13 protein-coding genes are annotated in these 14,386 nt (G+C 65.6%); 3 read left to right on the plus strand and 10 right to left on the minus strand.

The annotated features are described in order from the left end of the window. Nucleotides 1–15: 15 nt before the first annotated feature. Nucleotides 16–882: an SDR family oxidoreductase gene (locus ACO0M4_RS29885; RefSeq protein WP_430374199.1), complete on the minus strand. Its 867-nt coding sequence runs from the start codon at nt 880–882 to the stop codon at nt 16–18. A 405-nt stretch (nt 883–1,287) separates the two neighbouring features. Here ACO0M4_RS29885 and ACO0M4_RS29890 point away from each other — a divergent pair, with 405 nt between their 5' ends. Continuing rightward, nucleotides 1,288–1,755 (plus strand): SgcJ/EcaC family oxidoreductase, encoded by a 468-nt coding sequence (locus ACO0M4_RS29890; protein WP_430374200.1) that lies wholly within the window; start codon nt 1,288–1,290, stop codon nt 1,753–1,755. 346 nt (nt 1,756–2,101) lie between these two features. On the opposite strand, the gene ACO0M4_RS29895 is transcribed toward ACO0M4_RS29890, so the two are convergent. Next, nucleotides 2,102–3,196 (minus strand): MFS transporter, encoded by a 1,095-nt coding sequence (locus tag ACO0M4_RS29895; RefSeq protein WP_430374201.1) that lies wholly within the window; start codon nt 3,194–3,196, stop codon nt 2,102–2,104. 463 nt (nt 3,197–3,659) lie between these two features. Here ACO0M4_RS29895 and ACO0M4_RS29900 point away from each other — a divergent pair, with 463 nt between their 5' ends. Both ACO0M4_RS29900 and ACO0M4_RS29905 read left to right on the plus strand, forming a co-directional pair. Further along, nucleotides 3,660–4,535: a helix-turn-helix transcriptional regulator gene (locus ACO0M4_RS29900; protein WP_430374202.1), complete on the plus strand. Its 876-nt coding sequence runs from the start codon at nt 3,660–3,662 to the stop codon at nt 4,533–4,535. Nucleotides 4,536–4,588: 53 nt separating this feature from the next. Then, a protein-coding gene (locus tag ACO0M4_RS29905; protein ID WP_430374203.1) for an IS5 family transposase occupies nt 4,589–5,520 on the plus strand; the annotation gives its coding sequence in 2 pieces (ribosomal slippage) (nt 4,589–4,915 and nt 4,918–5,520; 930 coding nt in all). 118 nt (nt 5,521–5,638) lie between these two features. Here ACO0M4_RS29905 and ACO0M4_RS29910 read toward each other — a convergent pair. The 8 genes from ACO0M4_RS29910 to ACO0M4_RS29945 all read right to left on the minus strand — a co-directional run bounded on the left by ACO0M4_RS29910 (nt 5,639) and on the right by ACO0M4_RS29945 (nt 14,230). Then, complete coding sequence (locus ACO0M4_RS29910) at nt 5,639–6,916, minus strand: IS701 family transposase (RefSeq protein WP_430374204.1); 1,278 nt, start codon at nt 6,914–6,916, stop codon at nt 5,639–5,641. Between the two features lie 309 nt (nt 6,917–7,225). Then, nucleotides 7,226–7,783: a flavin reductase family protein gene (locus ACO0M4_RS29915; RefSeq protein ID WP_430374205.1), complete on the minus strand. Its 558-nt coding sequence runs from the start codon at nt 7,781–7,783 to the stop codon at nt 7,226–7,228. Between the two features lie 128 nt (nt 7,784–7,911). Next, the gene (locus ACO0M4_RS29920; RefSeq protein WP_430374206.1) at nt 7,912–9,096 is read right to left on the minus strand and encodes an acyl-CoA dehydrogenase family protein; all 1,185 of its coding nucleotides are present in this window, start codon (nt 9,094–9,096) and stop codon (nt 7,912–7,914) included. A gap of 17 nt (nt 9,097–9,113) precedes the next feature. After that, nucleotides 9,114–10,439 (minus strand): acyl-CoA dehydrogenase family protein, encoded by a 1,326-nt coding sequence (locus ACO0M4_RS29925; protein WP_430374207.1) that lies wholly within the window; start codon nt 10,437–10,439, stop codon nt 9,114–9,116. After that, nucleotides 10,436–10,699: an acyl carrier protein gene (locus ACO0M4_RS29930; protein ID WP_430374208.1), complete on the minus strand. Its 264-nt coding sequence runs from the start codon at nt 10,697–10,699 to the stop codon at nt 10,436–10,438. The genes ACO0M4_RS29925 and ACO0M4_RS29930 overlap by 4 nt, the downstream gene beginning before the upstream one ends. Before the next feature lie 419 nt (nt 10,700–11,118). Next, entirely contained in the window at nt 11,119–11,277 is a 159-nt protein-coding gene (locus ACO0M4_RS29935; protein ID WP_430374209.1) for a hypothetical protein, read from the minus strand. A 137-nt stretch (nt 11,278–11,414) separates the two neighbouring features. Further along, the gene (locus ACO0M4_RS29940; RefSeq protein ID WP_430374210.1) at nt 11,415–13,445 is read right to left on the minus strand and encodes an AMP-binding protein; all 2,031 of its coding nucleotides are present in this window, start codon (nt 13,443–13,445) and stop codon (nt 11,415–11,417) included. Continuing rightward, nucleotides 13,442–14,230, minus strand: a complete 789-nt coding sequence (locus tag ACO0M4_RS29945; protein WP_430374211.1) for an alpha/beta fold hydrolase — start codon at nt 14,228–14,230, stop codon at nt 13,442–13,444. Before ACO0M4_RS29945 ends, ACO0M4_RS29940 begins: the two co-directional genes overlap by 4 nt. Nucleotides 14,231–14,386 lie beyond the last annotated feature (156 nt).

The following is a 14,386-nucleotide window of genomic DNA, read 5'->3' on the forward strand; positions in this document are numbered from 1 at the left end:
AACCCGTCTTCAAGGTCAGTAGCGGAAGTCGGCGGCGTGGTCGCGGGCCCATTGAGCGAAGGTGCGTGGCGTGGCGCCGGTGATGTCGTGCACGGTGGGTTGGGGGCCGAAGGCGGTGAGGTCGAAGTGGGTCATCGCATAAGGGTCGGTGGGGTTGCCGGCGTAGTCGACGAAGCCGAGGAGGAAGTCGGCGGCGGCTGCGGCGAACCCGCCTAGCTCACGGTAACGTTGACGGGCTTGTTGGGGAGTGACCTTCTCGAAGCGAATCTCCTGACCCAGCGCCGCGGCCAGGGCGCGCGCCTGGTCACGCAGGCTGATCGGTGGCCCGTTCAAGGTGTGGGCCACACCATGGTGACCGCCTTCCAACAGAGCCGCCACAGCCACATCGGCGACGTCCTGCTCATGCACGGGACACCAGATCGCCTCAGGCGCGGGATGACGCACCACACGTGCGGCACGAATGTCAGGCCCCCACAACGCGACCTTGTTCAAAGCGAACTCCCCCGGCCGCACATGCGTCCACTCCACCGCGGCAGCTTCAACGGCCTGCTCCACCGGCAGGTGATGGACAGTGTCATAGCCGGCACTCACCGCCCCCGAAGACAAAGTCACAATACGCCGCACCCCCGCGCGTTCAGCGGCCGCAACCACCTCACGGGCAGTAGCAGGAACAGGGAAGAGATACATCCGCTCAACCCCCTCCAACACAGCATCAAGACTCGCCGGTTGAGTCAGATCGCCAGCAACAACCTCAACACCGACAGGCAAACCCACCCGAGCCGGATCACGCGCCAACGCCCGCACCTGGACACCCGCCGCCAGCAGCCCCTCGGTCACACCACGACCGACACCACCCGACGCACCAGTCACCAAAACCTTCATACCCACCCCTTCACATACCGACGCACCCATCCCGGGCACCGCTCACTTCCCGCACCAGGTAAGGATTCCAGCCACCGTACGCCCATAACCGTGCACAATGCACCGACCAGCTTGCGCCATCACCACCACCACACAAACCCCCCACCCCAACACAAAACAGACAGCACTCACACGCACACAGACCAACCACGGGCCCAGGACCAGCCAACACCGGCAGAGACACGGACCCCGCGCCAAGCCCAGCCAAGCCCGGCCAAGCCCAGACCAAGCCACACAGGCGGATCCAGCAACAGCGACACAGACAGCGAGGGCAAAACGGATAACGAAGACAACCAAACAGCAATGGCTGACAGTTGACGGACACCCAAACAATGACTTGCGCACGCCAGCACCACTCGACTTAGCGTGACCAGCAAAACACCACACCACACCACACGACCCACACAACACCCCCCAACCACCCACCACGACGACACACACGCCATCACCCACCTCTTCCACCAACTAGAAACAGCCTTCGCCGAACACGACGCAACAAAATTCGACCAACCCTTCACCGACAACGTCATCTTCACCACCGTCAACGGCAAACGACTCATCGGATGGAAAGCCCTCCACGCCTACCACCAAGAACGCCTACAAAACCACGCACACAACATCCAAACCCACTACCACATCGAAAAAATCACCTACCCCAACCCCCAAACCGCCATCGTCTTCCTCCGCCAACCCATCACCCACCCACACCACCAACAAGAAAACGTCGGCACCTGGATCCTCATCAAACAAAACAACCAATGGCACATCACCGCCGGCCAAAACACCCACGTCACCACCACCCAAGACCACCCCACCCCCAACCAGACACAATGACCAAGCCAAGCCCGACAGCAACCGAGAGCCCAGCCACCAACCGCCAACGGCGGCGGGCCTATCAGCGGCAAAGGCTCTGCCAGCGGTAGCAAGGGCTACCAGCGGCAACGGTTCCGCCACCGGCAGCGGGAGCCGCAAGCGAGGGCGGGCTGGTCTGCGGGGGCAGGCCCATCACTAGCAAGGGTTCTGCCAACCGTCGAGCCCGTCAGCAGTAGCAGGCCGGTCAGTGAGGGCGGGCCCGCCTGCGAGGGCGGGCCCGTCAGTGGCAAAGGTTCTGCCAGTGGTAGAAGGTCTGCCAGCGATCGGGCCCGTCGGCGGTAGGGAGCCTGTCTGTGGATATGGGCTGTCAGTGGTAACGGGCTCGGCCGGCTACGGCTGCGCAGGTCAGGGGGATGGTCAATACCGCGGCGATCAGGAAGAGTTGGGCGTAGTGGTGGGTGGCGGCTGCGGTGGCTGTCAGGCTGCTGGCCAGGGCACTCCCGCCGTAGAGGCTGACGCCGAACATCGCCACGCTGGTGGCCCGGGCCGCCGGAACCACCACCGTCGCCCACGACTGCAACGTGGTGTGCATGAACGACCAACTACCTCCCAACAACAACGCGGTAAGCGCCAAGGCCGGCAACGACTGACTCACGGCCGCCACCGCGTAGGCCGCTGCTGCCTGCACCCCACCAGCCAGGATCAACTTCGCCGGGCTCCAACACCCCACCAGCTTCTTGACCAACTGAGCGCACCCCATCGCCCCCGCGCCATACAACGCCGACGCCGCACCCGCCACCGCCGTCGGCACACCACGCGCTTCAAGCGCGGGCGCCAGATATGTCAAAAAGCCCAACAGCACCGCCCCTTCCACCACAGCCAGCGCCATCACACACCACATCCACCGCGAACCCAACACAAGACGAAACGGCGCCAAAAGAGAACCAGACGGCACACGCTGCGGCTCAACCAAATTCCGCAATGCCCACGTGAGATAAGCCGCGATCAAACCCGGCAACACAAACACCGCACGCCAACTGACGTAGTACGCCAACGTTCCCGCCACGACCGTACCCAGCGCCGTCCCCAAAGAAAACGCAGTCATCAAATCACTCAACGGACGCTGACGAACCGCAGCAGGCACCACATCACCAACATAACTCAGCGAAGCCGGCACGCACGCCGCAAAACAAGCCCCCGCCACAGCACGAGCCACAATCAACACCGTCACATTAGGCGCCACCGCAGACAACAATGACGACAATGCACCCGCCAACAACGACAGCCGCATCACCGCCACCCGACCCAACCGATCGCTAGCCAACCCCCACACCGGCTGCATCAACCCGTAACACAAAAAATAAACACTGGCTGCAAACACCACCACAGCCATATCGGCCCCAAGCCGATCAGCAATAACCACCAACATCGGCGTAATGCAAAAACGATCGAAATTACTCACAAAACCAGCCGACCGCAACAACCACAAACGACGCGAAGACAAAACAGCCGAGTCAGACGACCCAACAACAGACACAGCAGACACAGCCAACACGCTCCCCTCCACCCAGGACGCTCCCGGACCCCTCAACACCACCACCCCCACCCCACAAACACCCCCCTCAACCAATTACCAACACCCACACCCTCCCTACATCAGCGACAAAACACACCAGAGCGGCCATCGACGAAGGCAACCGCAGGGTCGGGGCAGCCGCAGGGGCGGACCGAAGCAGATAGCCGCCGGAGGGAGGGGGCGATGCATACGCGAGGATGGCTGTGCGTCATGGGTGCCTGTGGTGCACCGAAGAGCGCTGCCTCGTGGGCGGCTCGCAGTCGTGAGCAACCGCGCGTAGTGGGCGGCTCAGTGTTGTGGGTAGCTGTGATGGGCTGTTGGTGCGGGAAAGGGAAGCATGGTGAGTGGGATGGAGCGGTCCTTTGGTGAAGGGAGCGCCGCACAGGCATTGCGTAAGGAGCTCGGGGCATTCTTACGGTCACGGCGCGAGCGACTCTCCCCCGCGCAACTGGGCCTGCCAGTCGCGCCGCGGCGGCGCACCCCGGGACTGCGCCGGGGCGAGGTAGCCGAATTGGCCGGCATCAGCGCTTCCTGGTATGCCTGGCTGGAGCAAGGACGGGTACGAACCTCCGAGCAAGTACTACGGTCGGTGGCACGAGCCCTGCACCTCAACGAGGCCGAGACCGCACACGTACTGTCCTTCATCGACGACGCCACACATGAGCAGCAGGCGCCAGGCTGGGTCTCGCCCAACCTACTCTCACTGGTGGAATCGGTCGCACCCAACCCAGCCGTGGTCATCGACCCGCACTGGGACCTACTCGCATGGAACGCCGGCTACGCCGCACTGCTCACCGACCCAGCACGCCTACCCTCCAAACAACGCAATCTGCCATGGCTGGTGTTCCGGTGGCCACCAGCCCGCGACCTGATCGTCAACTGGGAGTTCGAGGCGCGGTATCTGCTGGGGCAGTTCCGCGCCAACGCGGCCCGCCACCCGCACGACCGGCGCTATGCCGAGATCATCGCCGAGATCACTCAAGACCCCGACGCAGCCAGCTGGTACAGCCAACGCGAAACCGCGATCTACCAACCCGCGATACGACACTTCCAACACCCCACCGCAGGCGACCTCCACCTACGCTACGTAAAACTAGCCGCCCTCGACGAACCCAGTCACCACTTCCTGTGCTACCTCCCCAACAACCAACACACCAAGACAGCCCTACACCACCTCACCACAGGCACCCAACCCTCCAACCCGCCGCGCGCACAACACACCTAGGACTTGTCCGGTCGATCATGTGACTACTCCGTGCCCGGGTCGTTGATGTGGGCATGGGGCGGGGTGATCTGAGTGATGAAGAGTGGGAACGGCTGCGGCCGTTCTTGCCGGTCAGCAACAGGCGTTGTGGCCGGTGGCGAGATCACCGGCAGGTGATTGGCGGGATTCTGTACCGGGTGCGGACCGGAGTGCAGTGGCGTGACCTGCCGGAACGTTTCGGACCGTGGAAGACGGTCTATGAACGGCACCGGTTGTGGTCGGCTGACGGAACGTGGGAACAACTGCTGCAACAGGTCCAGGCCGCGGCCGATGCAGCGGGTGAAATCGACTGGGACATCTCGGTGGACTCCACCATCGTCCGCGCGCATCAGCATGCGGCAGGCGCACGCACCGATCCGCCGTCGGCCCCCGTGTCAAAGGGGGCCGAACTGCCGGAACACCAGGTCGAAACCACGTGGCAGAGCCTGCACGCCCGCCTGGTGGAGGTGGTGCTGGAGGTGAGGGCCTGGGCCGCTCGCGCGGTGGGTTCACGAGCAAGCTCCACCTGAGCGCGGACGGCCACTGCCGGCCTCTGTCCCTGGTCGTCACACCGGGACAGCGGGCGGACTGCACCCAGTTCAAGCCCGTCCTGGACAAGATCCGCGTCCCGAAACCCGGGCCGGGCAGGCCACGCAAGAAACCCGACAGCCTCGCCGCGGACAAGGCATACAGCAACGGCCCGTGCCGCCAGTACCTGCGGCGACGCGGCATCCGGCACACCATCCCGGAGAAAACCGACAGCCAGGCCGCCCGCCTGCGCAAAGGCTCACGCGGTGGACGGCCACCCGGCTTCGACGAAGAGCGCTACAAAAAACGCAACACTGTAGAACGAACGATCAACCGGCTCAAGCAGTCCCGCGCGGTAGCCACCAGATACGACAAGCGCGGCTACGTCTTCCTCGGCACCGCCACCGCAGCAGCACTCGTCATCTGGCTCCGCACATGATCGCCCGGACAAGTCCTAGTAGGACTCCGTTAGATCGTTGTGGATCTTGTGGTCTGGCGTCTGTGGGTGGTGTCGGGAAGCGGCTGGTGGCAGGTGGTGCAGGTACCGGTCCAGCAGTTCAGGAGGCTCTGGATGGCATCCAGTACCTGATAGAGCGTGAGACCGGTGTGCGGGCTTTTGGGGAGAGCCGCTGTTCGGTGAGGAAGGCGTGGGCGGCGGTGACCAAGGTGACGTGGTGGTGCCAGCCGTTCCAGGAGCGGCCCTCGAAGTGGTCCAGGCCGAGGCCATGCTTGAGTTCCCGGTAGTCGTGCTCGATCCGCCAGCGGATCTTCGCCAGGCGGACCAGTTCGGCGATGGGAGTGTCCTCGGGCAGGTCGGCCAGCCAGTAGTCGGTGGGTGCTTCGGCTTCTTCGGGCCATTCGACCAGCAGCGTCACCTCAGGCAGGACACCGTCCCAGTGGCCCTCGCGCGCGGTGGCGGCGGCCTGGGCCAGGCGGCGGGCCCTGACGCCGGCCGGCCGCACCCGCAGGGCCAGGAAGCGGGAGCGCATCGGCCCGCGGGAGCCTTCACGCCAGGTGACCTCGGTAAATGCCTGCCGGCCGTGGGCGCTGGCCAGTGCGGCCACCGAGGACGGCTTGTCCCGGTAACGGGGCTGCGGCCGGCGGCCGTTGCCCCGCCAGGGCGGGGCAACGGGTACCGCGTGGTGCGGGTGGACAGTGACATCCGAGCGGATGGCCACCACGTAGGCGATGCCCCGGTCGGCCAGCGACGCCCTAAAGTCGGCGTTCTGCCCGTATCCGGCATCGGCCACCACCACCGGCGGCACCAAGCCCCAGGTGGCCAACTCGTCCAGGGTGTCCAAGGCCAGGCGCCACTTCTCGCGGTGCCCGATCTCCTGGGGTATCCCGGTCTTTTCTCGCCGCACCGCATCGTGCGCCCATCCCTCCGGCACGAACAGGCGCCACTGCAGCGGACAGGAGGCAGCGTCGGTGACCGCGTGCACGCTCACCGCCACCTGGCAGTTGGCCTGCTTTCCCAGCGCGCCGCAATACTGGTGAGCGACCGCGACCGACATCTTCCCGTCCTTGGGGAACGACACGTCATCGATCGCCCAGGCATCAGGACCGATCAGCGGCACCATGCGCTCCGCGATCCGCCGCCGCACCGGCACCGGATCCCACGTCGACTGGTTCACGAACTGCTGCAGGTTCTGCTCATTGCCGTCCGGCAGCCGCCCGGCCATCGCCTGGATCGACTTGCGCCGCCCGTCCAGCATCAGACCCCGCAGGTAGCAGTCCCCCTTCGACCGCTGATCCCGCCGTGGCACCGTGGCGAACACATCCGCCACAAACCCCGCTAACTCCGCCCGCAGGCCATTGACTTGTCGCATGTCCATCTGCCCAACATGCTCCCCAAAACCATGATCGGGAAGACGTAACGGAGTCCTACTAGCACAGAAGCGTGGAAGCGCAGAGGGGCGAAGCGACGGACGGGCAGAAGCACAGAGGGACACCAACACCTTGCACAACGGCCGATGTCCAGAGCCCAGGCCGATGCCCGATGTCGGGCACCAGCCAGCCGCCAGCAAGTTTCGAGCAACCAGTGCCCGCGGTGTGGGATGGCTCGTGTCGGTGGAGGGGTGTTGGGGTGGTGCCGGGAGGTGCGGTGGTGAGGGAGGTGGTGGTGGACGGCTGGGTGGTGGTGTTCAGTCGGGCCAGGCGACGTAGCGGCGCTGGCCGTACATCAGAGGGCCGGGCCCGGCCGTTGGCGAGGCGTCGGTTCGAGCACCCGTTGTGGTGTGGGGCGAGACGTCGGTTGAGATGACCGCTGGGTTGTGGGCTGGGGTGTGGGTCCATACCACTTCGCCGATGACGATGGTGTGGTCCCCGGCCGGGTGTAGTCGGTGCAGGCGGCATCGGGCCAGGGCGTGGGAGTCTTCTGGCAGGAGGGGCAGTCCGCTGCCGGGGGCCGCCTGCCAGGGCACCGCCGCGAAACGGCCCGCGGTGCGGCTGGCGAAGGCTTCGGCGGCCCGACGGCCCTGGCTGTGCAGGAAGTTGACCGCGAACTCGCCGCGTTCGACGAGTACCGGCAGTGTGCTGCCGGTGTTCGATACGCACACCAGCAGCAGCGGCGGGTCCAAGGACAGCGAGCACAGTGCGGTGCAGGTGAAACCGTAGGGGTTGCCCTGTTCATCCGCCGTGGTGATCACGGCCACGGCCCCCGGGTGCGAACCCATCAGCGCACGGAAGGTCTCGGGTCCCACTGCCTGTTCCTCCCCCACGACAGCAGAGGCACAGGCCGTGGGAAGGGGCGAAGAACCCGGAGCCAGGGTTGGTGCGGGGCTGGGGGTACGAGGCGTGGTGGGGGTGGGGGTGAGGGAGGTCACGGGCGTCACCATGAGAAGGTCCGGGCGTCGTGCAGGTTGACGCCGACAGCGGCTTTGCCGAGGTATTCCAGGCAGTCATACGGCTTGGCGGGCATCACCGAGGAGAACGACGCCTCGCGGATCAGCCGCTCCAGCGGTGCCTTCTTGCTGACCGCCGCGGACCCGCACACCCGCACCGCATCGCGCCCCAGCTCCGGCCCGACCTCGCCGATAACGTACTTCGCGGCGTGCACCATGGCGTTGGCCTCCACACTGCCCCGCTCACGCTCGATGAGGTCACCGGCCTCATGGACCAATGCCCGGGCCGCCCGCAGGCGAGCCGACATCCGCCCCAGGTCGTGCTGGATGACGGGATTCTCCGCGCGCTGCGGCGAGGCGGTGACGTAGTCCACGGTGAAGCGGTAGATCGCCTCGGCGATGCCCAGGTAGGCGCCGGTGTAGCCGGCGGTCATCCAGTGCGGTTCCCGCACCAGCTTGAACAACGACATGCCCTCGACGTTGAGGTAGAGGCGGGAACGGGGCAGGGTCACGTCCTTCAGCGTCATCCCGGCGGTGCTGGTGCCGTTCATCGCCGCCATGCTGTGGACGGTACCGAAACGCACGCCCACGTCGTCGGCGGCGACCACGAAGTGCGAGACCTCGCTGGACTCGCCGTCCTCGGCGCGGGCCGCCACCACGTAGTAGTCAGCGGCCCCCGCCAGCGACACAAAGGACTTCTCACCGTTGAGGATGTAGTGCTCGCGGTCCTTGCTGAGTCGGTAGGTGGTGCGCATCCCGCGCAGTTTGGCACCGTTACCGGCCTCCGAGACGGCGGAGGCGAACATCTTGTGGTGGTGGATGACCTGGTCGAACACCCAGGATCGGAAGGCGTCGGCGGCCGGTGGCAGCGGAGTGCCGGCGGTCTCGGCGAGGCCGCCGATGACCACGTTGTGCATGTTGAAACCCAGCGCCGCGGCACCGTTGTGGATCCCCAACTGTTCCAGCACACGGGTATAGGCGCCGAATCCCAGGCCGGCGCCGCCGGCGTCTTGCGGGATGAGCAGGCCCAGCAGCTCGGCCTCACGCACGACGCGATACGCCTCGTGGCCATTTGACCGGCCGGCGTCGACGTCGGCAGCCAGCGGTGCCAGGGTCTCACCGGTCTGAGAGGCGAGCTTGAGCAGATCGTCGATATGCGATGGCAGCGTCATCGAAAGTCCCTTTCACATCAGTTTTCAACCGGGAGACCGAGCTGGCGGGCAATCCCCACCCGCAGCAGGTCGTTGCTGCCCGCATACGTCAGGGCAGCCATCGGACTGTGCAGGTCGGCCGGGAGCTCGGAGTCGGCGATAAAGGCCCTCACGCCCGAGAGCGCGGTGGCGTGCTCGGTGAGTCGAACGAAGTCCTCAGAGATCGAAATCTTGGTGAGCGCGGCCTCGGCCGCCAGCTGCCTGGCAGGCGTGCCGGCATCCAACCGGCTCGCCAGCGCATACACCTGTACCCGGGAACGGTGCAGCACCAGCGCCATTTCCGCGACGCGGGAAGCGACTTGGTGACTGGCCCCCATCCGTCGGCCGAAATGCTCACGGTCCGCAGCCCAGGCCACGATCCGACCCAGCGTGCGACGCATCGGGCCCAGGGCGTAGCCCAGCAGCACAGCCCGCTCCCAGGCGGTCGTCGACGCCATCAACGCAAGGCCCGAGCCTTCCTCACCGATCAGTGAGCCAGCCGGCAAACGCACCTGGTCAAAGACCAACTCCCCCATCGGGACCTTCGGCAAGGCCGTCTTGGCGAACGGTTCACTGCGCGTCACCCCCGGCAGATCCAACGGGAACAAGAACGCGGAGAGCGCGAACGGATGGCGGCCCGGCGCGGTGCGGGCAAAAACAATGGCGTGATCGGCGACCGGCGCAGCCGTGATGAACGTCTTGGCGCCGGTCAGCACATAGCCCTCGCCGTCCCGCCGGGCGCAGGTATCCATCGACAGCGGGTCACTGCCCCCACCGCGCTCGGTCAATGCATGGCACAACACCTCGCGCCCGGACTGGATGTGCGCAATCGCCTCCCATGCCGCGGGAGGTAACACCGCACGCAAGGGAAACTGCATCCCAAACACCTGGGACGCCAACGCGTAACACACCCCCTCATCAAGACCGGCCAGGCCGATGCCCTCCACGATCGCCAGAGAACGCGTCACCGGACCTATGCCCAGCGCCGTCCCCGCGGCGGAGGCGGAGGCGGTGGCCGAGTCGGAGGCGGAAGCCCGGCCCGGGACCAGCTCCGGAGACGGGCCCGAGGCCAGGCCCTGGGCCTGGGCCCGGGGCTGGCTCTGGGGCTGGTTGGGCCGGGGTTGACTGTGAGGGTGGGCGAGGGGCGGGGTGCCGGTCTCCGTCAGACGCAGCACCCCCAGATCAGCCATCGCCTGCCACTGCGTACGGAAATCCTTATCCCGCGCCTGTTCAACAACCGGCTCCGCCCGCCTACGAAACTCATCCACCAACGCCTCGACCTCATCCGGGCCGCTGCGCAGCAGACGATCAACAGGTGCGGTCACTTCGCGGCCCCCGCAGAAAGACCCTCAATGACCGCCCACAGCGCCTTGGGCGTACGGAAGTTGGCGGCCACCACCTCAGTGTCAGGCAGCTCCACACCGTGCTCGTTGGCCAGCACGGAAATGATCTCCATGATGGCCAGCGAGTCCAGCAACCCCATCTCCAACAACGGAGTATCAGCCGCCAACTGTTGCGGGTCCTCCCCCCGCCCCCACGTGATCTTGCTACCGATCACGCCACACAGGTCCTCAACACTGTTCATACCGGTATCTCCTTAACTTTCAGTGCGCAGCTCGACGCACTACTCAATGGACTCAACTGAACTGGCTGAGCTGACTGGACTGGCAGGACTGGCAGGACTGGCTGGACTGAGTGGGTTGGCTGGGCTGGTCGGCGCGTCATCGACGGGCCCGTTACAAAGCTCGACGACGTACTGGCCGAGACGCCGACCGGTGGTCTCTCGGCACCAGCCGCTGCTCTGGTCGGTCCCAGGCCGATGGCCTCGACGATGTATGTACTGATGGATAGTCAGGTCGGCACACTGACGGGTGCTGTGGTTGATGCGTGCATCAATGCGCCGGTAATTGCTGTGTTCCGTGCCGGCCGAGGAATCAGGTCCCGACCCCGCGGGGCGCCTCGTCAGCGCGCCGGTCGGGGCTTTGACGGGCACCCTCGTCGAGGCTAGCCCGCGCGCCGGCGATGGTCAGGCCAGTGCGTGCCTTCGTCGGCCCGCCGCTCCATGTTCTGGTGCGTGCCGTCGTCCATGCGCTGCTGGGTCCGTTGGCGGTCGGTCGTGGTCTCCTCGGCGCCCAGGTCTGTGCGCCAATCGTTGGTGTTCAAGCCGTTGGGCCGAGACATTGGGCTAGACCGTTGGGCCGGATCATTGAACGGGCTGTTGGGCGGGCGGCCGTTGCGCCAAGCCATTGCATAGATCGGCACGCTGGCGGGCGCTCTCGTCGGCGGTCCGCAGGCCGGGCCTAACCTACATACTGATCGACATGCTGATCGCCGCGTTGATCGATGTGCTGATGGGGCCGCTGGTCGGTGTGCTGGTTGGCGGTCTCCTCAGTGGTGTCTGGGTTCACGCCTTGGGTACTTAGCGCGAGGCGGTCGACCTTGCCGCGGGCGGTCAGCGGCAACGAAGCGACCAAGACCACCCGATCCGGCAACATCCGCTTCGGCAAAACCCCCCGCAGATCCGCCAGCACATCCCTGTCCGTCAGAACGGCACCGCCGCTTTGCACATACGCCCAAATCTCACCGCGGTGCGCACCGTCCTTCGCCACCACCGCGGCAGTGGCAACCTGCGGCAGGCCCACCACGGCGCTTTCCACATCCAGCAGGTCGATACGGTGGCCGCGCCGCTTGACCTGGGAATCCCGCCGCCCCCGCAACACCAAACGCCCCTGCGCATCGAAGCAGCCCACATCCCCGGTGGCGTAGGCGCGACGCGCTGTGCCGTCGCGGAAGGGGACGGTTACGGTCGGGTCCCGCAGGACACCATCGACCAGATACCCCTGGAAGACGGTCGGCCCCGCAACGTAAATCTCCCCCTCACCCTCGGTGGGGTTACCGTCCTGGTCCAACACCTCCACCACATCACCTGTGATCGCCCCACCCACACTCAACTCCCGATCCGCCCGGAAGTCAGCCGGCACCCGCAGGTACGTACACACATTGGTCTCGGTGGGTCCGTAAAGGTTGTAGAACGGCACCTCCTCGCCCATCAACTCCATGTACTTTTCCAGGAGTTGTGGGACGAATGGTTCCCCGGCGAACGCCGCCACCCGCAGTGACGACGGCAGGCCCTCCTCAGCGATCCCGCCCTGCTGCAGCATGCCGTGATACAGCGACGGCACCGCATACAACGCGGTGATCTCCTGCGACCGCAACCAACCCACCACATCACGGGGAAACGCCCGCAGCACATCCGGCATCAACACCACACAAGCGCCAACCGCCGCAGAGCTGAACACATCAAACGTAGTCAAATCAAAGGTCAGCGACGCCTGCGAACCCACCCGGTCAGTCTCCCGCAGACCCAACTCGCCAGCCGCCCACACCGCAAAATGGGCAACATTGGCATGCGACAGCAACACGCCCTTGGGCCACCCCGTACTACCGGAGGTAAACAGTACGTAGCCGCCCTGATCCACAGGCGCAGGCAACACAGCCCGACGCCCCTCCCTCACTCCCACCCCCAGAGCAACCCAATTCAACCCGAAGTCGAGGACACCCTCGCTGACACCAACACCTTCGCTGGCGTCGGCCTCCACGGCTACACCCACGCCCCCATCGGCAATGGCACCCGCGCCGGAGCCTGCGGTCGCGCCGCCTCCTGTGGTCGTGGCGGCGTTTTTGACAGCCTCGGCGGCGGCCCGGCGGCACGCAGTCACACTGCGGTCGGGGGTCAGCAACACACTCAGCCCCGCGGCCTGCACCATCCGCGCCGTACGGGCCGGCGGATCCGCAGGGTCCAAAGGAGCAACCACCGCCCCCACCCGCAACCCGGCGTAGATGGCTAGGACCGCAGCAGGCGACTTCGCCGCGTACACCCCCAGCCGATCCCCACGAACCACACCAGCCGAAGCAAGCTGCGACGCCAACCCCTCGACAGCCCGCTCCACCTCCGCATACGTCCAACGCTCCCCCGCACCAACCAAAGCCGGCCGGTCAGGGAACAACGCGGCAGCCCGCGCCAACAACCCATCCAGCTGCCGTACCCGATCCATGTCCGCAGCACCAGCCCGACCGGCAAGGCTGACAGCGTCAGCACGACTGCCCGTATCCGCAAGGCCGACGGCCTCGGCACAGGTGACAGCCTCGGCGCGGTTCACAGTGTCTGGAAGGTCGACGGTGTCTGGAAAGTCGACGGTGTCCGCGCGGTTGGTCGTGCCTGCAAGGTGGGCGGTGTCTGAACGGTTCACGGAGTCGGCAAGGTTGGCGGTGCCAGCCGCGTCTTCGGGCGTGGTGGGGCCGGTGGGCTGGTGGGAGGCTGCCGCGCTCATGCGTGGGCCTTCCCCGCGTCGCCGCTGGACGCGTGTTCAGCCAAAAACGAACAGATGACCTCCACCAACCGCTCGGGATCCGCAGCCATGTGCTGGTAGTGGCCACCCCCTTCAATCACCTCACGCCGAACCGGCCCCCGCAGCACACGCTCCGCCGCATCCAACTGCCCCAACGAGCCGTACTCATCCTGATCCCCCTGGATCAACAACACCGGCGCCTCCACCTCCACATCCCGCTCGATACTCCACCCAGCAAACTCCGGCGACAGCCACACATCACTCCACCCCTGAACAACCGACCGCGGATTGGCGTGCATCAATGCCACCCGCTTAGCAAACGCCCCACCCGCATCAAAGGAGGTACGCGCGGCCCGAACCCCCCGCACCGTTGACTCCTCGCAATAGAGATGCGGACCAAGCGCCACCACCGCCTCCACCGGCCGCACCGACGCACACAGCAACGCCATCGACCCACCATCGCTATGCCCCACCATCACGGGTCGCTCAACCCCCAACAGATCCAACAACTCAGGCAATCTCTCCTGTCCCTCCTCATGCACGTAACGCGACGTGCGCGGCATCACCAACGGGGACGAAAACCCATTCCCCAAACGAGAAAACAACAACGCCCGACGCCCCGTCCGCGCCGCCAACAACCGTGGAAAACGATTCCACGTAGCAACCGACCCGGTCCCGCCATGCACAAACACCAACGGAGCCAACGACGCATCGCCCTCAACAAACGTGTACTCCACCACACCGTCGCGCGTCACAACCTCAGCCACAACAACCTCCTTAAACCCAAACATCAGCAAAGAAAACGCAACTCACGCACACCACAACGTGACGCAAAAACATCTACACACCCAGCAAAGAATCCACCCCCCACAGGCATCAACAACCACAACAGCACCTCGAGACTAAACAAACCCAACACCCCC

Origin of the sequence: Streptomyces sp. RGM 3693 (assembly GCF_050471125.1) — a bacterium.
Taxonomy (GTDB): domain Bacteria; phylum Actinomycetota; class Actinomycetes; order Streptomycetales; family Streptomycetaceae; genus Streptomyces.

Bases quoted from the DNA above. Each gene is read 5' to 3' on its own strand.
- ACO0M4_RS29885 (WP_430374199.1), bottom strand. From the start codon at position 882: ATGAAGGTTTTGGTGACTGGTGCGTCGGGTGGTGTCGGTCGTGGTGTG.
- ACO0M4_RS29900 (WP_430374202.1), top strand. From the start codon at position 3,660: ATGGAGCGGTCCTTTGGTGAAGGGAGCGCCGCACAGGCATTGCGTAAG.
- ACO0M4_RS29910 (WP_430374204.1), bottom strand. From the start codon at position 6,916: ATGGACATGCGACAAGTCAATGGCCTGCGGGCGGAGTTAGCGGGGTTT.
- ACO0M4_RS29920 (WP_430374206.1), bottom strand. From the start codon at position 9,096: ATGACGCTGCCATCGCATATCGACGATCTGCTCAAGCTCGCCTCTCAG.
- ACO0M4_RS29930 (WP_430374208.1), bottom strand. From the start codon at position 10,699: ATGAACAGTGTTGAGGACCTGTGTGGCGTGATCGGTAGCAAGATCACG.
- ACO0M4_RS29940 (WP_430374210.1), bottom strand. From the start codon at position 13,445: ATGAGCGCGGCAGCCTCCCACCAGCCCACCGGCCCCACCACGCCCGAA.